Genomic DNA, 23,851 nt, shown 5'->3' with positions numbered 1-23,851 from the left:
GTGGCAGACGTATGGCTCCGGTCAAGATCTGCGGTCAGTGGGCGACCGGCGTACCCCGAGGTCGCTGCCGTGGGCCAGGTGCGCGGCGGTAGCGACAACTGCGGGGCCGGGTGTGAGGGTTTCCGCGCCGACGCTGAGGGGCTGGGCTCGGGCCTTGAGACCTACGACGATCGCAGAAGCTGGAAGCCTGCCCTCGAGGGCCGGGCCGACGGTTTGCGGCTCTTCGCCCCGGCCTTCACCGGAACGAGCGGCGGGGTGCCGGGGGGGGCCGGCGTCCGGTCCTGGGTGTCGGAGGAACAGTAGGCTTCGGCACGTCGGCTGTTCGGCCCGCCACCCGGCGCGGGGGACCAGCCCTCGCCGGGAGTAGAAAAAGGGGGCAGCCGCCCGCCGGACCGAAGTTGTGTCAGACGTTGGCGGTCATCGCTGGTACAGCCCGCTTGAGTATGTGCACGTGAAGAAACCCCTGTTACGAATCGGAAGGCGGAGGCGATAGTGGTGCGCGCCGTTCGAAGGGCTGGGCCATCCCCTGCGTGGTCCAGCCCGCTCTTCGGGCGAGGCGGATTACCGTTCAGGAAGTGCCGCTGTAGGGACAGTTATCCCATGACCGATGACCACGGTGATCCTGGGCATGCGCGACGACGTGCTCGCAATACGTCGGATAAGCGACCCCCCAAAGTCTGGTTCCGAATTCTCTGGCGTGTGTGTAACTGGCGGCCACCGGCATTCGACTTTTTCGGCTTCGCACAGCGCGGCCGTACCGTCAATACCACCGCGTTCCGCCCTCATCTCATTATGGTCCCCCGTTGAGGCCCGGCCGACTCGCGCGGCCAGGCGAGCCAGCCCTTGTCCGATCAAGCACCGATTGGCCCGGGTAAGCGTTCATGGCGTCACCTCGCAAGCTCTACGGGCGTGGAACGTGCCTCGCCCTGCCCCCGTTTCCGCTGGGCTGTGTGCGGGCTGGCCGGCACCATGATTGCTGGCGCGGAGCACTCGTGCCAGGAAATGGAACACTGCTTTCCCGTTCGACGATGGCTCGTAGTAGTCCCGATCTCCGTGCGCGCTGCTGGGGGAGAGGCATAATCAGCCGTCACCCTCGTCATCGCCCCCATCGCCGTCGCCCTCAATGACCCAGGTGGCGTGCTGCAGAGGACTGCCCGGATGCGCCTCGGTCAGTACCTGGGCGCGCGTGACGCGCCCCTCGCCGCGCGGGTCGAAGAAGGATTGATGCCCGCTGCTCACAGCGACATCGCCGTCTTCCCGGATCCATTTCGCCGCGCTTTCTTAGGAGGAGTAGAGGCTGGGGCTCTTTTCTATTTCGCGGAGGATGTGCTGGAGCTCGGGGTGGTCCCGGTTTCCCTGGTACACCGCCGCGAAGTGGGCCAGCGCGAGCGTGCGCCAGTGCCGCTCGTACGCCTCCATGCTCCCGGCTCCCAGGAGTCGGGCGGAATTCGGATGCCGGAGCATGTATAGGACGCCGTTCTCCAGCGGCATGGCCCCAGGAAATACGGGGATACGGGGTCCTGGCGAGAAGAGTTCGCGATATGCCTTGTTGCAGTACACGACGCGCCACCCGATGCCGTACAGGACGGATGGGTGCTTGATGCTGTCCAAGTAAGCCCGGTAGGCGGGCAGGTGGGGAGAGAGCCAAGGGCGACAGCCTTCTTGGACGGGGCGGCGCGCCCGGCGAGCCGGAAGATGGCGGCGCGGATATCGTCCGGCGTATCCAGGGCTTCGGCCAGTTCTCCCAGTACTTCCGAAGACAGTCCGGCAGCGCCCGCCATGCGGTTCGCGGCCGTCTTTTCGTGGATTCCGATACGGTTCGCGACCGCGCGTTTGGTGGTCCTTCGGGTCTTCACCTGGAGTTCGAGCAGACCACTGATCAGTACGTCCGGGTCGTCGTTGTGGTCTTCACCGCACTGCTCCCTCCCGCTGAGGGCCGGGGATAAGGGCCGCTCCTGGGGCGCCGGCCGCTCACGTACCGACTGTTCCTCCTGCCGGGCTGCGGGCCGTGCACGTACGGAGGCGAGGGCGCGTTCGACGCGGCCCAGCTCTGCCTCGGTCATTCCCGACAGGAAGTGCTGCATGGCGGCATCGGGGTCAGGGGCCCGCTTCCATGCCTCGTCCATCTGGTCTCCCGCTCGGGCCTGCGGGGCGTAGACGGGGTGGTAGCCGTCGAGCCGGCCGCCGGCGTTCTCCACTGCTCCCTTGCCCCTGAGGTTCTGCACGACCGTGGCCACCGTGGTGTAGGCATAGGGCCTCCCGCCGCCGAAGGCCCGACACGGATCAATTTCCATCCATAAGTCGCTAATTTGTAGAGATTCATCAGGATTGAGACGTATATGGTCCAGAATGTCTACTTCCTGCTCCGCTAGGTTCATTACAGCGGCGTAGTAAGGGGGGAAGGCGCCATTCCGCCCCATGCCCCTCACCCACCACCCCTCCCACCTGCACCGATGCCCCCTTTCCGGCGAATATGCACCCGCGGCCCCCGTCCACACCCCAGAAGCGGCCTGGACCCCCGTGTTCCGTTTTTGGCGTTGTTGCGGCACGTTGTGGGCAGACTTGATCATCAGTCAGCCCGACCTTCGGTGCTCAGCACCGTCAGCAGCAAAGGACACACGACGTGGCAGTGGACGCCGCCCCCTCCGTCGCAGCGAGACCGATACCCCGTGTGCCGGGCGCCTTGCCCCTCGTCGGGCACGCGCCCGCGCTCATTCGTGATCCCTTCGGCTTCTTCCTGTCGCTGCGGGACCACGCCGACGACCGCGGCCTGGTCCGCATCCGGCTCGGCTCGATGCCCGTCTACATGGCCACCACCCCTGAGCGGCTGCACGAGGTCCTGGTGGACAAGGGGCGGTGGTTCGAGAAGGGCCGGTTCTTCCAGCGCCTCAAGCGGCTGGCCGGCGAGGGGCTGAGCACCGCGGACGGGGAGCTGCACAAACGTAACCGCCGCTTCCTCGCGCCCCTTTTCGGCGCGCAGCGCATCAAGGACTACTCCCTGGTCATGAGCCGCAATGCCCGGCGCCTGTCCCAGTCCTGGCAGCCGGATCAGCAGGTGGACATCTACAAGGAGGCCGCCGCTTATTCCATCGACTCCATCGCCATGTCGCTGTTCAGTACAGACGTCGGAACGCCGGCGGTGGAAACGATCCGTACCGAACTGCCGGTGCTGCTGGACATGCTCCTCAAGCGCGCTGCCTCACCGAAGATCCTGGATCGCCTGCCGGTACGCTACAACCGCGTTTTCGACCGGGCGTCCGCGCAGTTGACCGGGGTGATCGACCAGGTCATCACCACCGCACACGCCGGCGGCCACGCCGAGGAGCACGACGACCTGCTCGCGCAGCTGCTGCGGGCGCAGGTCCACGACGACGTTCCGGTCCGCCTCAGTGACGTTCAGATCCGCGACGAGGTGGCCACGCTGCTGTTCGCCGGGGCCGAGACCACGGCGTCGACCCTGGCCTGGGCCTGGCACTACCTGGCGCACCACCCCGAGGTCGACCGGCAGGTGGTGGACGAGGTCCTGGAGGTCGTGGGCCCCGACCGCGCGGTGACCATCGAAGACGTCCCCCGGCTGACCGTGATCCGCCGGGTGCTGGACGAGGTGATCCGCCTGCACGGTGTCACGTTCCTGATGCGCCGCAGCACCGCGCCGGTGACCCTCGCCGATGTCACGCTGCCCGCGGGCACCGAGGTGGCGTTCAGCATGTACGCCATCCACCGTGATCCCGAGGCTTTCGAGGACCCCCACACCTTCAACCCGGACCGGTGGCTGGACCCCGGGGCCAAACGGTCGTTCATGCCCTTCGGCGGCGGCAACCGCAAGTGCATCGGCGATCAGTTCGCCCTGGCCGAGACCACCATCGCCGTCGCGGAGGTGCTGCGCGACTGGCGCATGACCCCCGCCGGCGGCCACACTCCGCAGCAGGTGATCTCCGCTGTCGCCCGGCCCGACCGGGTACCCATGACCGTACGGCCGCGTAACCCCGCACCCAGCCGGCCGAGCAACTGAACAGCAAGGAAGACCGCCATACAGCCGACTACCCCAGGCAGAGCCACGCCTGACGCCCCGCCACCCACAGGCCCGACTCCGCTGATCACGCGTCCGGTTGGACGGTAGGCTGCTGACAATGCTGATCATCATGCCCTGTGTGCCGTGCCGTCGCACAGGGCGTGATGTGTCCCAGCACCGGGGGAGCCGGAAGCCACAGCGCGACAACGGCGGGCTGGACAGCAGGACCCGCTCGCAACGCCGCTGGGAGGCACCATGACGTATCCAGACCCCCGTTCCTCGTCCGCACCGGCACCGCCTCCCGGATGCCCTGCGCACGCCCAGAATGCCGGCGGTCCCTGGCAGCGGATCTACGGCCCCGACGCCGAGCCCCTGGCCCCGGTGCTGGAACAGCTGCGCAGGCAGTACGGGGACGTCGCACCGGTCCTCGTCCCCGGCGACATCCCGGCCTACCTGGTCCTGGGATACAACGCGACACGCGATGTCATGCAGAGCAACTCCCGCGTGGTCTGCGACTCCCGCCGCGGCCGTGTCTACCAGGACGGCCGGATCCCGGCGGACCACCCCCTGGCGCCGATGACCGCGTACCAGCCGGTCGTGGCGTTCGAGGACGGCGTGCCCCACGCCCGCCTGCGCAGCGCCGTGGTCGACAGCCTGGACTTCAACCGGCACTCCCTGCGCCGCTACATCGGCCGGTACGCCAACCGCCTCATCGACTGCGTCGCCTCCCGCGGCACCGCCGACCTGGTCAGCGAGTACGCCGCGCAGCTGCCGGCCCTCGTGATGGCCTGGATGTACGGCATGCCCGAGGAGGAGAGCCCCGCCCTGGTGGCCGCGGTACGGGACCTGACCAGCGGCAACGAGCGGGCCGCCGAGGGCAACGCGTTCGTCACCCGCACGATGGAGGAACTCGTCCGGCGCAGGCGGGCCGGCGAGGGCGCCGACAACACCATCGGCGGCCGGGACTTCGTCAGCCGTCTCCTGGACCACGAGGCGGGCCTCAGCGATCAGGAGGTCGTCGAGCACCTGCGCATGATCTTCGTCGCCGGCTACACGCCGACGGTCGCGCTGATCGCAAACACGCTGCTGGTGCTGCTGACCCAGCGTCAGTTCAGCCGTGACCTGACCAGCGGCCAGATGACGCTGCCCGAGGCCCTGGAACGCGTGCTCTGGGACCACCCGCCGATCGGGCTGCTGCCCACCCGCTGGGCGGCCGGGGACATGACCATCGCCGGCCAGCAGATCAAGGCCGGAGACATGATCATCCTGGGGATCGAGGCTGCCAACGCGGACCCCGCCGCCCGGGAACCCGGACGCCCCGTAGTCCACAATTCGGGACACCTCGCCTTCTCCACCGGCCCCCACGAGTGTCCCGGCCGCGACATCGGACAGGCCATCGCGGAGACCGGCATCGACATCCTGCTGAGCACGCTCAGGGACCTGGAACTGGCGGTGCCCGAGGCAGAGCTGCAGTGGCAGTCGGCTTGGGTCTCGCGTCGCCTGCTGTCCTTGCCGGTGACGTTCACTCCGCCGCGGGTCAGGGGGGTGCGGGCTCCGCAGCCGGAGGCTGCTGTGGCGGGAGTGGGTAGGTCGGTTGGTACTGCCTAGTAGGGGCACCTTGGGGAGGCGTCCTGGGCGGGGAGGGTGGGGCGTACGGGGTGGGGTGACGGTCCGGAGCGTGCGGAAGCGTTCGTGCTGAGCGCGACGTGCGTCGAGGGCGCGGTGCTCGTGAGCCTGTGGCCGGGCCGGCGGGATGCCGGACCGGTCGCAGCCGGCGCACGCCTTGACGGGACGAAGCCTGGGCGTGCGTCTGGCGGCTCAGCTTGCGGGTCGGAGCCGTGTGGGGGCGCGGCGGTGGGGGCGAACTGCCCCGGCTTCGGGGCGACCGGTGGGGCAGCCGTCGGGAGCACGGCACGTCCCTGCGGGGCGGGGCCTGCGCTGGAAGCCGGACCGATACGGAAACATCAGGCCCTGCCTTGCCGTCGGCGTGGGGTTCGCGCAGCGGGGCCTACGCGGTCACGGTCGAGCGGGCGGACCATCTATACGGTGGCGAAATAAGGGGGCGGTGCTTCACCACCAGGCAATCGCCGACGCTCTCGGCGACCAGGAAAGCTGCCCTTTTGCTGGATGCCGGAGCCCGAGGCCCCGGGGCGTACTCGGACACCGGTATCGGAACGCCGCCCGAATCGAGAATCGGAAGTTAGGTGCGTGCGCTCTGCCAGCCGCTGCATTTCACTCGGGTGTAGGACCCGTTGTTGTGCTTCTTGGTGTAGCACGCCCGGAGGTACACCTTCGTGCCTTCATTGATCCTCTTCAGGCTCTTGTACTTGTAGGTGTTGTACCCGCAGGCCGTGGTGCTCCAATGGTGGAACTTGTTGACCTTCAGTTCAGCCGTCAGGCAGTAGCCGTCTTTCTTGAGGTCGTATGCGTCGATGTAGTCGCCCTGGTGGGTGAAGGACACCTGGCCCCCGGCAACTGTGATGCGCTGGTCCGTCCCTGCGTACGCAGCGGTGGCTGCTGTGAGCGACAACGCGGTAGTAAGCGCGATAACGCCCGTGCGAGCGGCGAGTTTCCTCTTGTTGGACATGTCGTTCCTCCTGGTAGAAATGGCTTAGGAGTTGGGCCCCGAAAGCCTGTCATATTGCAGGCGGAACGATCTACAGCTCGTGGACGACGATCGGCGCACCATGTCAGTCTTCGAGGTCGCGGTCTGCCGCCCAGGACGGCCTCTGCCCTTGCCGCCACATCGACGTCCTGCACGCACGTCGCGGGTGTGACCGTGCTGCTCGGCGACAGCGGCTTCGTACCCCACCCGCCCCACCGTGTCGACGTCGTCGCGTATCCGCGGTAGGCGGCCATCGAGGCGCTGTTCACGTGATGCGGCGCCGACATAGCACGTGGATGGCGGAACGGGCGGGCCGCGGCAGCTCGCCCTTGCGTACGACTGCGCCGGTACGGTCCGCGGCGGACCGGCCGTGTCGGAGCAGCGCACCGTGTGAGGCATGACCGGTGGGAAGCTAGTTCAGTCGCAGTCGACATGGGGACACTGCTTACGGCTGCCGTGTACGAGCAGGCGACGACGCCGGTTCGTCGGGGTGAAGACCGATCGTACGGGTGCCGTGCGCACCGCCAGCGCACCGTAGATGATCGTCAGCCGCACGAAGCGACAAGCCGCACCGACGCCCGGCACCCGTATGCCATCGGGGACGTCGTGGCCGGCCGCGTCGAGGGCGCGGCCGTCGAACCCGAGGGGCGGACCTGAGTGCCGGTGGGTGTATTCACCATTACGGGCGAAGTGCCGCTCTCGCGGCATTGGCAGCGGCTGCCCGGTGTGGGTGAAGACGATGAAGGCCGCGATGCCGGCCACCCGTCCCTCGCCCGCCGCGGAGACCTCATTCCGCTCGGCGCCCGGAAGCACCCGCTTGGAATTCACCTCCAGGGTGAACTTCGCAACCTGCTTCTGCCCCATCCCGATACCTCACTCTCCCAGATTGAAAAACCGGCAGGGTGAGGATCCCCGGGCAGATTCCCGCAACGCCGAAATAATCAGACAGAAGTGGAATCCGTCATTCGTATTATTATCATTGCGTGCTTTTCTCGGTGTGAACCCACACTGTTTCACTGACGTGCCGCGCCGCCACGCACGTAACGGCAAGAGTAGGGGTCCAGCAATCGCTCATGGGCCCAGTGCGAGCCAGACGCCACCGTTAAGTGTGTCATTTTCAGTGACTGCAGCGCCGCAACAGCATCACATGGCCGGATGAAGCGAAATGGCGTGGTGCAGGATGCCGCAGAGGCGCACGTGACGGAAGAAGAATAAGGGCAAATGCGCACACGAATGGCAGGAAAACGGCTAGCCGGGCATCGGGCTGACATGAGAAGCAGGGGTTTCCTGATGCAGCCTCGCCCAGCTCCTGCGCGCCGACCAGCCGGCCGCCTACCGGGCCGCCGACCTCCCGCGCCGTGAGCGCTCAGCCTTCACCACCACCTTCATCCACGGCGGCACCCGGTACGGCACCGCCATCGCCCGAATGATCAACAACGCCCTCGACGACCTCCCGGCGCAGCCCGGCTCCTGGCGCTGACCGCACAGCCCCTGCCCGCACACCCCGCCGCGCCCTGGCGCCGGCCGAACTCCAGCACCTGGTCCTCACCGCCGTCGACGGCGTACATCGACCGCGACGTCCCCGCCCGGCAGGTCACCCGCCAGGACGCAACGTCGCGCCCGGGCCGCCTTCCTGGACGGCTGGGACGCGGCGGCCGGGAAGCGCCCGCGTAGTGCGTTCAGGCCCGGCTCCCGGTCTGCCGCCGACGCCGAAGCCCTGGCCAGCCTCGGCGTACGGCCTTGACCGGCATGGTTTCGGCCACGGCACGAGATTGCCCGGCACGGCCGGGACCGCTGCGGATACGGTCGATCGGTTCGACGGCTGGCGGTGGCCGCCGGTGGGAAGTGCCCGGTCGGCGTGTCGTCGCATCGCGGGTGGGGGTGGTTCGGTGGGCAGCACCGAGCAGCAGATCGAGGAGCAGCTGGCGCAGCTTCAGCACAGGGTCGGCGCTCGCCGTGCGGAGGTGCTGAAATACGACGCCGACGACGACCGGTTCGCGGTGGAGTACGCCCGGCTGGTGAACGTCACCGGCAAGCTGGTGGAGTTCGACAAGACGATCCCCGAGCGTCTGGCCGAACCCGAGCGCCGGCGCAGTGAGCGCATCGTGACGTGGTCCTGGCGCGGCCAGGCGGCCGTCGGCGCCGTGCTGATCGCGCTGGTCTTCGTCCTGGACCGCTCGACCTGGTGGTTGCTCCTGCTGGTCCCGCACTTCGCGGGCACGGTGGCCGGCTGCTTCCAGAAGGTCGACGCCGAGCAGCACCGTGACCGCCGTTTTGGGGCCATCAGCGTGCACGTGGTCGCCCTCCTGGTGGCCCTCACCAGCCTGAGCGTGATCAGCCGGTGGTTCATCATCGCCGCCGCCCTGGGCTGGATGCTGGTCGCCGGGTCCGCGATGGACAGCACGGGCGCTGACCCGAAGGGGGCGCAGCGGTGAGCGACGACTACGGCTACCAGGTCCGCCGTCTGGAGACCCAGACCGGCTCGATGGAGAGCGAACTTTACTCGCTGCGCTCGAAGCTGGGGGAGGTCGAAGACCTCGACGACGAGCTGCGCGACATCCGCGGCGACCTCCGCAGCCTCGAGGACGATCTCAGCACCGTCCGCAACGAGCTGACCGAGCTGGACACCAACGTACGCGGCCACATCCAGGACACCGATCAGGCTCTCAAGCGGCTGACCGGCCGTGTCCAGACCCTCGAAGCCCACCTGCTCGCCGCGGGCGGCGCCCCGCGCGCCGACCTCGACACCATCGACCCGCAGTGGACGAAGCTGGCCAGGACCGCCGACCACGGCTGGCACGTCCGCTCCGGCCTGCTCCCCAGGCACCAGCGCGAGGCCCACCGCCTGAAGATCCGCGAGTACGAAGGCGCGGTCGAAGAACGCAACGAGCACCGCGACAAGGTGGTGGAGGCCGCCGGCATCCTGGCCAGCCGGCCGCGCACGTCCCGCGAGTTCATGCAGGCCGTCATGGACTTCGGCATGTCCCGCTCCCTCGCCAAGGTGGTGGAGGCCGCCGGCATCCTGGCCAGCCGGCCGCGCACGTCCCGCGAGTTCATGCAGGCCGTCATGGACTTCGGCATGTCCCGCTCCCTCGCCGAAAGCCACGATCAGCGCGCCCAGCGCTTGGCCGGCCCCGCCCGGGCCGCGCAGGCCGCACTGGCCCGGGACGACTCGCTGCGGCAGGCCAAGGCATCCCTGATCGAGCAGGGCGACAAGGCGCAGCGGAAACTGAACTGGCTGCTGCGCGGCCGTCTGGCCGACGCGGTCCGTGACCGCGCCCTGCTGCCCATGTGGTTCGTGACCGTGCTCGGTCCGGTCCCGCCGGCGCACAGGACGCAGGAGTGGATGGACCACGCCACCCAGGTTCTGGCCTACCGGGTCACCTACGGGATCACGGACCAGGCCGTCGCTCTCGGCGCGGCGCCCGATGAGTACGTGCCGCGCCGCACCGAGTGGCACCGCGAACTCATCACGAACCTGCGCCGCTGGTAGCCCGTGCCGGTGACGTACGAGACCCCGGGCCCTGTGGCGGGCCCGGGGTCTCACGGCGGCGGGGCAGCGGTCACAAGCCGTCCCCGCAGCCCTCCCGCTCGGAGGGCGGCCCGAACCGCTCGATGGACCAGCAGGTGCAGTTTCCGCCCTCGTACAGCTCCTCGTCACACGCCTCGTGGTGCTGGGGCCGTGCGAGCGGCACTGAGGGGGAGCGGTGTGTGACACCGGCGTTAGATAAACGTTAGGTCGGCAGGAGAGGGTGAAGAACGTCGGCGGTGGCCGTGGTGTTGGCGTCTTCGGCTCTCAACGGTCGGTTCGGGCTGCCTGATCCACTCAGGTAACTGGTACTGACAGGCATGGGAAGCGCTGTCGATATTCACCCACACCGCTAGTTGATTTCCTGTCTCCAAGATATTGCGGAGCCCCGTCACAGGGGATTCGCGCTGAAGCCTAGGGAGAGCTTCGATGCATCCAGCGTCCCCCGCGCGAATCGTCAGCAGACGCTTGTGCGCCCTGCTTCTCGCTCTGCTCGCCATGTGCGGGCTGGTGAACACCAACGCTACTCCGGCCCGTGCGGACACAGGGAATTCGGCTTGGACCGTCTACTCCTGGGACGTCACTGAATTGGAGGGTGCGACCAGTACGGTGGAAGGTGCGGGCAACTACCGCAACCTCATCGCTTCCCTCCGTTACTGGGTTGGGCACCGAATCGAGGGCGCCGACGCGCGTCTACAGGAAACCGAAAGGGTGGCGAACCACTTCATCGAGGTCCAGGTCTTGACCGGGAACCCTAGCCAGCATCATTTGTCACTGTACTTCCGGACGAACGACCTTTACCTCGTCGGATTTGCCGCCAACAGCCAGAGGTGGCAATTCGGTAGTGGCGGCCGAGACCAGACGGCACTGGCTCGGGCGTACCGGGATCACTACCACGAGGCCGGGGGCTTCAACGATCTCGGCTACGACGAAAATTACAACACCCTGGACCCGGACGGGGAACGCGGCGACATGACCTACCGGCCGTGGGCCTTGCACAATCAGCTCATGTCGTTCCGGGGCATTACTCGGCAGAACGCGAACAGCTACCGCGTGCGCCTGGCTTACCTTGCCCAGACCACCGCCGAAGCTGCCCGCTTCCAATGGATTGAGAATCGCATCTACGGGACACTCCGAAGCGGAGTGTCCGACGAAGATGACAGCGGTTACAGGTACGACTTTGTTGGTAGCTTCGGCATGGCTTTGGAAAACCGGTGGGCGGACCTCTCCCGCCTTATATACCGGTTCAGGCGCGGGGCGACGGTGGCTCCGGTCGTCGTTGACAGGCGCGAGTACCGCACCCCCGACGCCATCATCAGGGGGGACATCGGCCTGCCGAGAATCGGCACTTTCCTCGCAGCATCCAGCCAGAGAAACGCGTGATCCCAGCGCGAGGCGACAGCGCCATGGTGCGCCGCAGTCCTGCTCAGGGCGGCGGCGCAGCAGGGTGCGAGGGGCCTGCTGCCAACCCGCAGCTCAGTACCCGTGAGCCTCTCACTCCGGTGTTCTGGCGTCAGGGCCTTGATGTGAGCACATGTCGGACCGTGTTGCGCAGCGAGTGCGAGGCACCCGGAAGACGCACTGCGAAAATGCAGAACACTTTCGTGCGAGTTGGCACCTATCTACAGAACCAAGACGTACGGTTGTAGGAGGTAACGCTCGTCAAAGGGGGATCATGGGCCAGCGATGGAGCATCGCCAAGAAACCGATCTTTTCCGGTGTGGGCTGGGGAGCCCTGGCCTTCTCCGTGTCAGTTCCAGTGCGACGAGCCGTACACGGTGAGGCTCTTTTTTCCGTCGGCAACATCACTTCGTTCGCAGTGATGGCAGCGGCAACAGCGGCGGGAACCTGGTACGGCAACTCGCGCACGTACAGGAACGAACCACCCACCACGTAAGTCGTCCCATGAGGCTTCCCGCCTTGGACTCGAACGCGGCGCACATCCGAGCAGACCGCTGTCGTGACGTCACGGGGTGGACCCGAGGAGCGTAAGCACGGGAGAAACGGACCCGTCACCGGCAGTCGCGACCGACACGGGCCTCCCACTGCTCCTACGCCCAGTCGACGCCCAGTTCGGCGAGCGTCGTCCGCTGCTCGGGGGTGAGCTTGTCCCGTCGGCTCTTGGTGTTGGAGATCCATACGCCGAGATTCACGGTCACTGGCGCCTCTGTGCGTCAGCGACTCGGCTGGTCAGCGGCACCTGCGGCGCGGCCCTGCCGTCTGCGGGAGGGCACCGATGTGCCGCCGGTGCCCATTGCGGCGAGCGCGGGCAGAAACGGTAGGCCAAAGACCATGCTGATGATGCCGGCCGCGAGGATTGCGGCGACGAACCCGCCCAGGGCGGCGAAGAAGTGCTCACCGAAGTGGCAGACGGCCCGCCAGGTGCGGGCGCGCAGCCGTGCAGCGATCAGGCGGTGGCATGGGCATCCGGCGCGGACACAACTGCGTCCGCGCCGGATGCCCACGCACGGCAAGGCGTTGCTCGGGTTCAGCGCGCCACGTGCGAGGTGCCGCTGCCGTCGGTCTCCAGGACGGCCCACAGGGAGCCGACCTTGATCGCCGACATGAACCTCCGCTCGCCGTCAACCTCCATCGTGGCGAGGGTGCGCCCGTCCTTGCCGACGAGGACCGCCCGGTAGCGCTCGTCGCCGAGTTCGGTCACCTGGACGACGGTCTTCCCGTCGGCGAGCGTTTCACGGTGCGGGCCGGTCGGGCGGACCTTCGCGATCCAGGAGGCCACCTCGCCCTTCGAGGAGAGCGCAGTGATCATCCCGTTGAGATTGCCGGCCGCGTACGGCTTGGTGGGGCTCGCTTCGATGGAGCCGAATGACTCACCCTCGAAGAAGCCCTCCGCACGGTAGTGGTCGGGGCCCATCCGGTAGATCTTGGCGATGGAGCCGCCGTCCGCCAGCTTCACCGTACGGACGTAGGCCCCGCCGTCCCCGCCTCCCAACGGATCGGACACCCCTTGGGCAGCGCGGGGAAGTCATCGGTGGGGATGAAGACCACCCCGCCCGCCGGGCGGCGCTGCCACAGCTGGGCCCGGCCGCTGTCCAGGTTGGTGAGCTTGAGCCCGGCTTCCTCGTTGACGGGATGGTTGTAGGTCACACCGCCGAGGACGTTGCCGTCCTTGTCCTTCAGGACCGCCTGCGGCCCTTCAGGGCCGTACTTGGGGATCGGCCGGTTGATGATCTCCACGTACGCACCCTCGACGGGCAGGATCGAGTCGACCTTCTTGGTGACCGTGCACCGCGCAATGTCGGCGGGCGTCGGTCCGGCCACGCGCGCCGGACTGTCGGCGAACGCCGCGGAGGCCGGACCGAGGACGGCGGTCACTGCGGCGCAGACCGCCAGGGTGCGCAAGGCGGTGCGGCGGTGAGGCAGTAAGGCAGACATGCGTGACTCCATCGCTGGCTGGTCGTGTAGAACGGGACGAAAGACGTGCGCCGTACGCCGCCCCTATCGGGTGCCGTCGGCACACGTTCTGCACATCGAACGCTCTTCTCAGCCGGGGGCTGAGAAGAGAAGGAGGGGGCGTCAGCCTCAGCATCATCTCGGGCCTGTGCTACCTGTGCGGGTCGGTCTGGCGGAGGGCTGTTTTGAGGCGGGGTTTGAGCCAGCGGGAGACGGGGCGTTCGACGCAGCGGTGGATGAGGTGGGCAGCGAGGAGCATCGCGGTGACGGTGGCGATGAGCAGGGTGTGGTGGGGGAGCCGGGTGCTGAAGTGGCGGATGATTTCCCAGCCGATGTACTCGTGGAGCAGGTAGAGCGGGTAGGTCAGGGCCCCGGCGATGGGCAGCCAGCGCCAGGTGCACCAGGACAGTTTCCCGGTGGCGACCAGGGCCATGAGGCCAAAGCAGACGGCCAGGACGAGCAGGGTCGGCCAGTAGGGGACGGTGCGGTCCATGTTCTTCAGCGAGAAGTGCCAGACGCGGTTGACGGACGGCTGGGCGGCGCAGAAGCACACCAGGGTGACGCCGGTCAGCAGGATGTTGGGGCCGAAGCGGTGCATGAGGTAGAAGGCGATGCCGGCGATGAAGAACCAGCTGTAGTCGGGCATGATCAGCAGGCGCAGGAGCACGCTTTCGGACCGGGCCCCGAGGGCGCTGGCCGCGGCCCATACGCAGCACAGGGTCAGCAGGTGGCGGTAGGTCAGGCCCCACCAGGCCATGGCGGCGAGCAGCAGGTAGAAGCGCAGTTCGGCGAAGAGCGTCCAGTAGACGCCGTCGACATGCGGGACGTGCAGGGGCTCTTGCAGCATGGTGAAGTTGACCAGGACGTCATGCCACTTGCGCGGCTGGAGCCCGCCGGGGACCAGGGTGACCGTGAGAGTGGTGGCGATGATGGCGATCCAGTAGGCGGGGAAGACGCGGATGATGCGGGAGACGAAGAAGTCGCCCAGCGGCCGGTCCCAGCAGCTCATGCAGATCACGAATCCGCTGATCAGGAAGAACAGGTGGACACCGAGCCATCCGTAGGCGGCGAACGGGAAGAGCCGGGGGAAGCTGTTGCTGCCGTCGGCGGACCAGGGCCAGCTGAGGGCTATGTAGTGGTAGGCGACCACCATCAGGGCGGCGAGCAGGCGCAGGCCGTCCAGGGCGGCGATCCGCTGTGAACGCCGCCCGCTCTTGATCTCCAGCGGTGCGGTGAGCCGGGTCCGGCGTCTGGCCGGTGCCGCATGCCGCGGGCCGGGCGTGGCCAGGACGTCCGCCGCGTTTGTGGAAGTGCTCATGCTGCGTTGGCTCCGAAGGCGGCCGGGGCTGGGTGGACGGGTGCGGCCGGTTCAGCGGTGACGGTGACGGGAATGTCCAGGCGAACGCCCGCGGGTGTGGTCAGGCGCAGGAGGTAGCTGCCGGGACGGCGCCCGGCGTGCAGGGCCGGAAGCGGTATGACGCCTTCGGCATCGGCGGGAGGCAGGACGAGCGTGCGCAGGCGACGGTGCTGGCGGTCCTCGAAGTACGGGCCGTCTTCGGTGGGCGTGCTCCCGCCCGCCGACGACAGGATGACTGCTTCGACTCTGGCCCCTGCCGCCGGTGTGCGGTCCTGGGTGGCCTTGATCCGCAGCGGCGAGGTGGCGGCAGTGTCCACCGGCACCGTGATCTCCGCGGCGTCGAGGGGGATGAGGCAGTCGGCAGCAGGAGTGGCAGCCGGGCGGACGGTGATGGTGAAGGTAACCGCGGGACCGGGTGCACCGGGGGCCGTGGCACGGAGGGTGGCGGTGCCAGGGCTGGTGCCGGTGGTGAAGGCGGGAACGTTCGCGATGCCCTGATGGTTGGTGCGGACGGTGACAGCGAGGGATGCGTCGGCCATCGGCCTTGCGGCCGGGCCCAGGAAGCGCACGGCGGCGTCGCCGGTGAGGGCGAGCCTCAAGTCAATGCCCGGGATGGGAGTGCCGTGGACATCGCGGGCGACGATCTGCTGGAGGGGGCGGAGTGTCCGTTCGGTCTGGGCCTTGATCTCCTCGGGGCCGATGCGGTCGAGGCGAGCGAGGGCGCGCCGAGCAGGGGTGGGCTGAGGCTTGGCCGCCGGCCGCAGTGCCGGCGGCTGAGGGCGGAGATGCGCCGGGGCCCCGGGCGGTACCGGCCGAGGTGCCGTCGTAAGTGAGCGGCGGCCCGCTGGTGCGGGAGTGGTGCGTACGGCTGTGTCGGCCGGGCCACCTGGCCGGGGCAGGCGGGCTGTGGGATCGGGCCGGTGCGGTGTCGTCGGAAGGTTGTCCGGCAGTTTGGCGGCGCCGTTGCTTCGGTAGGTGCGCATCCACTGCAGGACGGCCGTCACGTAGGCGCGGGAGTTGTTGTAGCTGAGGACGGCCCTGTCCAGGTCGGCGGGGTCGCTCAGGTCGCGCTCGCCTGCGCACAGGTAACGGCCGGTGCCCAGCGCGGCGTCGTAAAGGTTGTTGGGGTCCTTGGTGTTGTCATGGTTGCCGTCGGCGCCCCAGGTGGCCCACGTTGAGGGGATGAACTGCAGCGGGCCGACGGCCCGGTCATAGGCGGCATCACCGTCCCAGCGCCCGCCGTCGGTATCGCGGATCAGCGCGAACTGCCCACCGTCCAGACGCGGACCGCGGATAGGCATGGCGGTGGTCCCGTCGGCGCGCAGCCCGTAACCGGAGGCGTGCACGGACTCCACTCGCCCGATACCTGCGATCAGTTGCCAGGGCAGGTGGCACTGCGGCTGGCTGGCCGCGAGGGCCTGCTCGGCCTTCTGGTAGGCGTCGAGAGCCGTGGCAGGAATTCCGTTGACACCCTGATAGCCCGGGCCCCCCGGGAAGCCAGGCCCCGAGTGGTCACCCGCCTTACCCTGGCCGGAACCGTCCCTGAGGAGGTTGGGCAGTTCCAGGTCGGGTACGCCGCGAGGCCGGGCCTGCGGGGCCGAGGGCCCGGGATCGGCGTCGCCGGCACTGGCGGTGGTCGGTTGCACCGTGGCTGCCGTGGTCAAGCAAGCAGCCAGAGCAACGGCGCAGATGCCGTGCCGAAGCAGGCCGCGGCGGGAGGTCGGGGGCAGGGTCATGCGGGAATTCCTCGTGCTGAAAAAGCCCTGGTGGGACCAGCGGTAGCTGGTCCCACCAGGAGAAGGGCGGCCTTGGGCCTGCCGGCGCGCTCGTGCCCCGGTGTGCGGCTGGCGCGTGAGCGGCGGCGGGCTGGCGGCCGCCGAAGAGACAGGCCTGCTCACGTGGTGAGCGCGCATCCGGAAGAAGCGCGCTCACCTCGCCTTGTGCGGACTCCGGTCGGTCAGAAGGCGGTGGGCCACATGGCGGGTCCTGCGGCGAGGGCGCCCTTGCCGTTGCCGGTGTACAGGTGCAAGCTCCGGTCACCCCAGAGGGCGGCGATGTCGGCCTTGCCGTCGCCGTTGAAGTCGCCGCCGAGCAGGGCCCGCATGCTGCTCCAGGACTTGTCGTGCCACAGGTCGGGGGCGCGGGTGACGGTGCCCTGGGCGTTGCCGGTGTAGAGGCGGAAGCCGCCGTCGGGGTCGGTGGCGACGATGTCGTCCTTGCCGTCGGCGTTGAAATCGCCGCTGGACAGGATGCGCATGCCGCCCCAGGACTTGTCGTGCCACAGGTCGCGCTTGGTCCCGCTGAGGGTGCCGTCGGCCTTGGCGGTGTAGGCGTGCAGCGAGCCGTCGCCCCAGATCGCGGCCAGGCCGTCGCGCCCGGAGTTGTCGGCGCGGTAGCGCACGATCTGCTTCATCGTCTGCCAGGACTTGTCGTACCAGGCCGCGACGCGCGGGTTCAGGTTGCCGTTGGCAGTGCCGGTGTAGAGGAACATCTGGCCGTCGTCGCGGCGCGCGATAATGTCGCCCTGGCCGTCGCCGTTGAAGTCACCGCCGATGAGCTGCTGGTAACCGCCCCAGGTGCCGTCGTGGGTCCACAGTTCACGGCCGTACTGCAGAGTGCCGTCCGGCTTGGCGTAGAAGGCGTGCAGATTGCCGTCGTTCATCACGGCGGCGACATCAGTGCGGCCGTCGCCGTTGAAGTCGGCGGAGGTGAGCACATCGCTGACGTTCTGGAACTTCGTCGACAGCCGCACCGTCTGGATCCAGCCGGCGACGTCATCCGTGCGAGACGCGACCGCATCGGTGCGCTTCTCGTCGTCGTGGCCGAAGCAGCCGCCCTGCCAGGACTGGCTACTGACGCCGACCAGCTCGTAACGGCCGGCGATGTCACGCCAGACGGGGGCGCCGGTGTCGCCTTCGCAGACGGCGGCACCGTTGTCCTTGCCCGTGATGCCGACCGTGGTCTCCTTCGCCGCACCTACGGAGAAGCGCCCGTAGTGCAGGCGGTCGGGAACCCATTCGTCCTTGGTGCGGCCGTAGCCGCTGACGAAGACGTCCTCCCCGGGCAGCGGGGCCTTGCTGGTGACTTCGGCGGGCGCGATACCAGTGACCGGCTTGTCGAGCTTGGCCATGACCAGGTCCCGGTCACCGCGCGGCACCAGCTTCTCGACGGTGGCAACGGTGCCGCCGGATTCACGCGACATATCCGTGCGGCCCACCGTGGCAGTGGTCTTCACCTTCGGTGCCCCGGCGGGAACCTCAAGGCTCTGAGCGGGATTGTCGGCGAAACAGCTTGCAGCGGTGAGCAGCCACTGCTCATCAACAAGGGCGGCCGAGCAGCTGCGGGTGCCGCCGATGTCGAGCCTGGCCGTGAAGGGGTAGGAGCCGTCCTTGGTCGCGACGCCGACTACTGCGTTGGCGGAGGGTGCGGTCAGCACGCCGGCCGCGACTGTGGAGGCAAAAAGCCCTGCGACCAGGAGTGCGCGCGAGCGTCTGACAGACATGTGTTGGTTCCTAACTGATAGCAAGTTCAAAGGAGGCCGGGTGGAACGACGGTCACGGGCCGCTGTCGGAACGTGCCACCGGGCCCCGTGTCACGTATGGCCTGAGAAGCGGATCGGCTGCCTGCGTCTTCGCGACGAAACCTCAACGGGTTCCATGCATTCCGATACTTGGTGGTGACTGCACAGCGGTTTGCATCTCACCGCTCGTGGTGCAGGCCGTATCCGCAATGGCGAACTCGTGTTCCGAAGCCTTCGCCGGCGGCGGATGCACGAGACTGGTAGGGCACTTCCGGCTGTCAGGCAGCGCATAGGGGTACGGCCTGCTCGACTGCCTGAGGCGTTTCAGCATTCTCCGGCCCGCGCCCGGAACAGCGGGCCGCCAGCGGTCGAATGGCTTGCCCGTCCTTGCCTCTGCATGCCTCGCTGCGGACGGCATAAGAGCGCCTCCAACGAGCCCCGCGATGCTCAGCGCTTGGAGTGGATGTCTCGTGACTGCGGTCTGCTGACCGCCCGTCCAGCTCACTCCCCGCGCGAATCGCACGGGGCTTGAGAGGCGGTCTGCGGGTTTAGCGCCAGCGCATCAGCCGGCGACTCGGAGTTCGACCAGGACGGCGCGGTCACCAGGCGGGTTGGTGCCTTCTCCGACAGACTTGGTGTCGTTCTTGGGCACCTTGACGTTGGTGGTCTTCTTGTCGGCGGTCAGGCTGGCATGGACCAGGTAGTCTCCGGTGGAGATGGTGACTACCTCGGGGACCTCAAGGGTGAGGTAGCCGGCTTTGCCGGTACCGGTGACCCTGAAGCAGTACCTGCCGTCATCGACGTTCGCCATCTTTGTGCTGCGGACGACGATGTCCTGGGAGACGTTGCAGTCGGCGAGAACGATGTGCCCGTCGCCCTTGCGCAGTGCAATGCCGTGTTCCTTCAGGATTTTTGCTGCGTTCGGATAATCGAAGGTTTCCACCGCATACGGCGGCGGTGCGTCGTCGGCGGTCTGTTGGACAGTGTCGTGCATGGGCTGCGGGGCGGCCTGGGCCACAGCATGGGTGGAGACCCCCGCGATCACAGCAGCGGCGCTGATGACGCCAGCAGTCAGCGTCTTGCGCGCGCGAAATATCACCAGAAATTCCTTCCAGGGGTGTTGTGGCAGCGTAGCAACCACAGAATAGAGCTAGCGAATGGGCAGCCGTGAACTTATCACTTGTGAATCTCGGCGAGTAATCAAGGTGCCTTGTTAACGAAATGGTCACGTTCCGGCGTGCTGTACAACCCTTCCCTTCCAGGGGTCGGTGCCGTCCAGCGATTCTTGTGTGTCCTGGGCCACACCGACTAGCTCATTGCTTTGTTCGGTTACCCGATAAGGCATATATGCTCGCGGCGCCGAGAGGCAGAACATTAGAAACTGAACAGATTGCCAACCAGTGAGAGACAAGCTCTACTTGACGAAGCCCCAGGGAGGGTGGGGGCTCGGCATACGTATGCTGTGCCTGAGCCTCCTGCCCATGGCGCTTCTTATCGGCTTGGCCGGGGCGCCCCCTGCCGTGGCCGCAGAAACACCAACGACCACCGTCCGTGACATGAGCTACCTCTTGTCGACCGAACGCGGCCGCGTGGTCGACTTGTGGGCCGAAGGCGGCCCCGGCGTGAAAGCCGCTGCAGAGGCGGCTCTCATGGGCACCGATGAGGATGTGCGCCGCTTCCTCGATGTCGGCGCGGACCGAGCTGCGCTCCGCGATGATGTCCTTGACGTAAGCCGGATGAATGACGTTGGTGGACCACATCTCCACGAGGCCGCGCACAAGGCGTTGAAGGGCACCTCCGAAGACCTCCGGGAATTCCTGGAAGAAGGCTGGCAGGAGCCGCTGAAATCCGATCAGGTCGCACAGGTCGCACAGATCATCGACGGTGCGGGCCGCCCCCTCAAGGAGGCCGGACAGGCCGCGCTGAAGGGAACCCCCGAGGACATCCGCAAGTTCCTCGATGAGGGCCAGTACACGGCACGAGCGGCCGACGAGCGCCTGAAGCTCGTGCAGACCATGAGCGCCGGCGGTCCTGCTGTCCAAGAAGCCGCCAAGACCGCCCTCAACGGTTCGGCACAAGACGTCCGGGAGTTCCTCAACGTCGGCGTGCTCATCGCCCGGGCCCGAGATGAGGAGCGAACCTCGGTCGCCCAGCTCGCGCAGCAGGCCAAGGACGCCAGCCAAGTCGCCCAGAACCAGACCGCAGCAGCCAAGAAAGCCGCCGAACGCGCCACCGCGGCAGCCGACGACGCCAAGGACTTGGCGGCTGAGGCCCAACGGGAGACCGCAGAAGCCGGCAAGGAAGCCGAAAAGGGGGCTGAAGCCGCCAGCAAGGCGGCAGCCGCAGCCCAGGGCGCAGCCCGCGCTGCTCAGGAAGCCATTGGCGCGGCGCAGGCCGCCAACGCTGCGGCGCGCATGGCTTCCAGGGCTGCCGCGAACGCGGCCGCTGCCGCAACCGGTGCAGCGGCAGCCGCCTCCCGCGCCCGCAATGCGGCCGCGAATGCAGCCACGGATGCCAAGGGAGCCGCTGCCGCACGCAAGGCAGCAGACGATGCGTACGCGGCAGCAGAGGCAGCCGAAAAATCCAAGGTGGCTGCCCAGCAGGTAGAGGTGGCATCCCGGGCCGCCGGTGAGGCCGCGGGTGCGGCCGTCAGCGCGAGCCGAAACGCCGACGCGGCCGCCAGCGCCGCAGACACTGCTGGTGGTCTCTCTGGCCAGGCCAGCGCCGAGGCCACGCGCGCCAAACAGTTCGCGGCAACGGCACGTCGCCGGGCTGCGGAGTCGGCCCGCGCAGCCGGTGAGTCCCAGCGGCTGGCCAACCTGGCCGCAGATAACGCGCGGCAAGCCTGGCAGGCCGCGGAGAACGCCGCCGACCACGCCCGCAAGGCCGGAAAGGCAGCGGAGGAAGCCGCCGAACGCGCTGGCGATGCAAAGACAGCCGCCACGGAGGCCAAGGCGCATGCCGAAGCTGCTCAGCGCGCCGCCGACGATGCTTCCAAAGCTGTTGCAACAGCCCGCAAGGTCCACGAGTTGGCACAAAAGGTCGAAGTCGAGGAAATCAAGGCCCGCACTGCACTCAGAGTCGAACAGGCCACGAAACTGCGCCAGGCCGAAGAGCGTCGCCAGGCCGAAACCGACCGTACCGCTCAAGAAGACAAGGCCCTCGAAGAAGAAGCCGCCCGCTTGGCGACCGAAGCAGCCAGAACCGGTGCCGATATCAAGGAGTTGGCCGCCAAGGGCCGCAAACTGGCCATCCAGACCCTGAAAGCCCGCGGCCCATGGAGCCAGTCCGCCGCCAAACGGGCACTGGCCAGCCCCGACAACATCGTCATCGAGTACCTACGGAGCGACCGGCAGAAAGCCGTCGAGGAGGACGAGCGGGCCCACGTCCAGCAGCTTGCCGACGACAGCGCTCTCGAACCAGTCCGTGAAGCGGCCAAGGAAGCCCTCAAGGGCGACACCCGCCAAATCGCAGAATTTCTGCGCACCGGACAGCACAAGGCAGCAGCGGGTGACTACCTTCGGCGCGTCGCCCAGATCAACGACGGCGCAAGCCCACGGGTCAGGAACGCAGCCGGGGCAGCCCTGAAAGACGGCTCGGTAGACAAGCTCCGCGACTTCCTCGGTGAAACCCAGTACACCGCTCGGGAAGCCGATGAACGTGCCCGCGCCGCCCAGCTCCTGGACGGAGGCGGCCCCGAGATGAAGGCGGCCGCCAAGGCCGCGCTCGAAAGCCCAGCCGAACTCCTGCATGAGTTCATCCAGGTCGGACAGTACTCAGCGGCCCGTCTGGACGACCTCACGGCCACCCATGAGGCGGTCATCAAGAAGCTCATATCAGAAGCCGCTGCAGCCGCAGCCACGGCCCAGCAAGATGCCTCACAGGCAGCTGCTGCCGCAGCCACAGCCAAGAACGAGGAAACCAGGGCCGCCAAGTACGCACAAGACGCCCGAGACTTCGCAGGACAGGCGAACACATTCGCCAGCCAAGCACGCCTGGATGCCCAAGCCGCAGCAGAATCCGCAAAAGAGGCGCAGAAGTCGGCGCAGCAAGCTACCCAGGCAGCTGCAGCAGCAGCCCAGGACGCCAAGGACGCACAGGCTTCCGCAGACCGCGCGCAAGCCTCAGCCAACTGGGCGCACAATTCCGCCAGCTCCGCATACTCGGCGGCAGCCGACGCGCGCTACTCAGCCGACCGGGCAGGGAAAGACGCTGCAGCCGCTCAAACTGCGTCGGACCAGGTGAAGAACCGCGTCGCAGAACTGAGCCACAAGGAATACCTTGAAGAAAAGGCTCGCAAGGAAAAAGAGGAGCAGAGATCCCGCGAGGAAGCGGCCCGCCAGAAGGCAAAGGAAATAGAAACGCAGGCCCGCAAAAAGAAGTGTCCCTGGTACGACCCGCGCTGCTACGGGGGTATAGTTGGCGCCGCTCTCGACCTGGTCGGAGCGAAGGATATCGCCGAGTGCATCGCTGACCCTTCCATCGGTGGCTGTGCCCTGGCGGCAGCCCAGTTCCTTCCCGTGGGGAAGGTACTGAAGGGGGCGAAAGTTGTCGAAAAACTCGGAAGCAAGGCGCGTAACCTCAGGCGGGCCTGCAAATGCTTCCTTCCTGGTACCAAAGTCCTCATGGGGGACCGGACCAAACGGAACATTGAGGACATCAAGAAAAACGATGTGGTCCTCGCGACCGATCCGGTCACCGGGGAGACATCTAACCGAAGAGTTGAGCAGCGCATCGTCACCGAAGATGACAAGCGCTTCAACGAGCTCACTATCGCCACTCGAAAGGGCCCGGCGAAACTGACGGCCACTTATGAGCACCCGTTCTGGAGCCCGTCAGAGCAGCGCTGGCTACGGGCAGGCCAGATCAAGCCGGGTGTCAGTCTCCTGAGCAGTGATCGCACCACCGTCAAGGTAGAGGGCAACCGGGCGTACACACAGCACGCACGCACCTTCAACCTGACAGTCGAAGGCGTCCACACCTACTATGTGCTGGCAGGGTCCGCGCCTGTACTGGTCCACAATACCGGCGAGTGCCCCATCGATGGATTGCGTCACGGTGACCTGGGCGAGGCTGCCACCCACCAGCGCCTCAAGTCAGAGGGGTACACCAACATCACCAGGGAAGTTAGATTCCTGAACAGCAACGGTGACATATTCCGGGCTGACTTTGTAGCGCAGCACCCCTCGGGAAAGTGGAAGGCAATCGAAGTAAAAACCGGTAAGGGTGCAAGCCTGACCGGCAATCAGGTAGTGGGATACGCCGACCTGGGGAAGACCGGGGCTGAATTGAGGTCGGGACGGCTCCCCGGCTTCAAGAAGGGATCCACGGTTAAGATGGACGTAGAGATCGACCTGTGGCGGTGCGGAGCATGCAATCCGTAGCTACATGTAACTGCGCCTATAGAAGGGACA

Annotated in this window: 17 protein-coding genes; 6 read left to right on the top strand and 11 right to left on the bottom strand. The window is 67.3% G+C overall.

The annotated features are described in order from the left end of the window. Positions 1–1,080 precede the first annotated feature (1,080 nt). Both CP984_RS40975 and CP984_RS00180 read right to left on the bottom strand, forming a co-directional pair. A complete protein-coding gene (locus CP984_RS40975; protein WP_156100303.1) occupies positions 1,081–1,239 on the bottom strand; it encodes a hypothetical protein in 159 nt (52 codons plus the stop codon). 42 nt (positions 1,240–1,281) lie between these two features. After that, complete coding sequence (locus CP984_RS00180) at positions 1,282–1,611, bottom strand: hypothetical protein (protein WP_129820796.1); 330 nt, start codon at positions 1,609–1,611, stop codon at positions 1,282–1,284. Positions 1,612–2,671: 1,060 nt separating this feature from the next. Between CP984_RS00180 and CP984_RS00175 the strand changes: the two genes are divergently transcribed. Together CP984_RS00175 and CP984_RS00170 are read left to right on the top strand one after the other, a co-directional pair. Next, on the top strand, positions 2,672–4,012 hold the full coding sequence (locus CP984_RS00175) for a cytochrome P450 (protein ID WP_003980056.1): 1,341 nt from the start codon (positions 2,672–2,674) through the stop codon (positions 4,010–4,012). Between the two features lie 255 nt (positions 4,013–4,267). Beyond that, positions 4,268–5,620 (top strand): cytochrome P450 family protein, encoded by a 1,353-nt coding sequence (locus CP984_RS00170; RefSeq protein WP_129820795.1) that lies wholly within the window; start codon positions 4,268–4,270, stop codon positions 5,618–5,620. 592 nt (positions 5,621–6,212) lie between these two features. Here CP984_RS00170 and CP984_RS00165 read toward each other — a convergent pair. Next, positions 6,213–6,599 carry a hypothetical protein gene (locus CP984_RS00165; protein ID WP_129820794.1) on the bottom strand — a complete coding sequence of 129 codons (387 nt, stop codon included), beginning with the start codon at positions 6,597–6,599 and terminating at the stop codon, positions 6,213–6,215. 435 nt (positions 6,600–7,034) lie between these two features. After that, positions 7,035–7,481: a hypothetical protein gene (locus CP984_RS00160; protein ID WP_003980059.1), complete on the bottom strand. Its 447-nt coding sequence runs from the start codon at positions 7,479–7,481 to the stop codon at positions 7,035–7,037. Positions 7,482–8,506: 1,025 nt separating this feature from the next. Here CP984_RS00160 and CP984_RS00155 point away from each other — a divergent pair. The 3 genes from CP984_RS00155 (at position 8,507) to CP984_RS00145 (ending at position 11,529) form a co-directional block, all read left to right on the top strand. Then, on the top strand, positions 8,507–9,052 hold the full coding sequence (locus CP984_RS00155) for a hypothetical protein (RefSeq protein WP_003980060.1): 546 nt from the start codon (positions 8,507–8,509) through the stop codon (positions 9,050–9,052). Beyond that, positions 9,049–10,110, top strand: coding sequence for a hypothetical protein (locus CP984_RS41755; RefSeq protein WP_003980061.1), 1,062 nt, complete (start codon positions 9,049–9,051; stop codon positions 10,108–10,110). Before CP984_RS00155 ends, CP984_RS41755 begins: the two co-directional genes overlap by 4 nt. Before the next feature lie 546 nt (positions 10,111–10,656). Next, positions 10,657–11,529: a ribosome-inactivating family protein gene (locus CP984_RS00145; RefSeq protein ID WP_157849113.1), complete on the top strand. Its 873-nt coding sequence runs from the start codon at positions 10,657–10,659 to the stop codon at positions 11,527–11,529. A 791-nt stretch (positions 11,530–12,320) separates the two neighbouring features. Here the strand turns inward: CP984_RS00145 and CP984_RS00135 are convergent. From CP984_RS00135 to CP984_RS00105, 7 genes are all read right to left on the bottom strand, one after another. Further along, on the bottom strand, positions 12,321–12,611 hold the full coding sequence (locus CP984_RS00135; RefSeq protein ID WP_129820793.1) for a hypothetical protein: 291 nt from the start codon (positions 12,609–12,611) through the stop codon (positions 12,321–12,323). Between the two features lie 23 nt (positions 12,612–12,634). After that, positions 12,635–13,063 (bottom strand): hypothetical protein, encoded by a 429-nt coding sequence (locus CP984_RS00130; RefSeq protein WP_003980064.1) that lies wholly within the window; start codon positions 13,061–13,063, stop codon positions 12,635–12,637. Beyond that, the gene (locus tag CP984_RS00125; RefSeq protein WP_003980065.1) at positions 13,060–13,542 is read right to left on the bottom strand and encodes a hypothetical protein; all 483 of its coding nucleotides are present in this window, start codon (positions 13,540–13,542) and stop codon (positions 13,060–13,062) included. The genes CP984_RS00130 and CP984_RS00125 overlap by 4 nt, the downstream gene beginning before the upstream one ends. 169 nt (positions 13,543–13,711) lie before the next feature. Further along, on the bottom strand, positions 13,712–14,878 hold the full coding sequence (locus CP984_RS00120) for an acyltransferase family protein (RefSeq protein WP_003980066.1): 1,167 nt from the start codon (positions 14,876–14,878) through the stop codon (positions 13,712–13,714). After that, positions 14,875–16,563 carry a lytic transglycosylase domain-containing protein gene (locus CP984_RS00115; protein WP_031009360.1) on the bottom strand — a complete coding sequence of 563 codons (1,689 nt, stop codon included), beginning with the start codon at positions 16,561–16,563 and terminating at the stop codon, positions 14,875–14,877. The genes CP984_RS00120 and CP984_RS00115 overlap by 4 nt, the downstream gene beginning before the upstream one ends. A gap of 311 nt (positions 16,564–16,874) precedes the next feature. Next, the gene (locus CP984_RS00110; RefSeq protein ID WP_226048577.1) at positions 16,875–18,353 is read right to left on the bottom strand and encodes an FG-GAP-like repeat-containing protein; all 1,479 of its coding nucleotides are present in this window, start codon (positions 18,351–18,353) and stop codon (positions 16,875–16,877) included. Between the two features lie 646 nt (positions 18,354–18,999). Next, a complete protein-coding gene (locus CP984_RS00105) occupies positions 19,000–19,578 on the bottom strand; it encodes a hypothetical protein (RefSeq protein WP_226048576.1) in 579 nt (192 codons plus the stop codon). Positions 19,579–19,993: 415 nt separating this feature from the next. Between CP984_RS00105 and CP984_RS00100 the strand changes: the two genes are divergently transcribed. Continuing rightward, entirely contained in the window at positions 19,994–23,821 is a 3,828-nt protein-coding gene (locus CP984_RS00100; protein WP_158182446.1) for a polymorphic toxin-type HINT domain-containing protein, read from the top strand. Positions 23,822–23,851 lie beyond the last annotated feature (30 nt).

The sequence above is a fragment of the Streptomyces rimosus genome, from assembly GCF_008704655.1.
Classification (GTDB): domain Bacteria; phylum Actinomycetota; class Actinomycetes; order Streptomycetales; family Streptomycetaceae; genus Streptomyces; species Streptomyces rimosus.
Note: the sequence above shows the minus strand (reverse complement) of the source record. Positions and strands in the feature narration are given on the sequence as shown.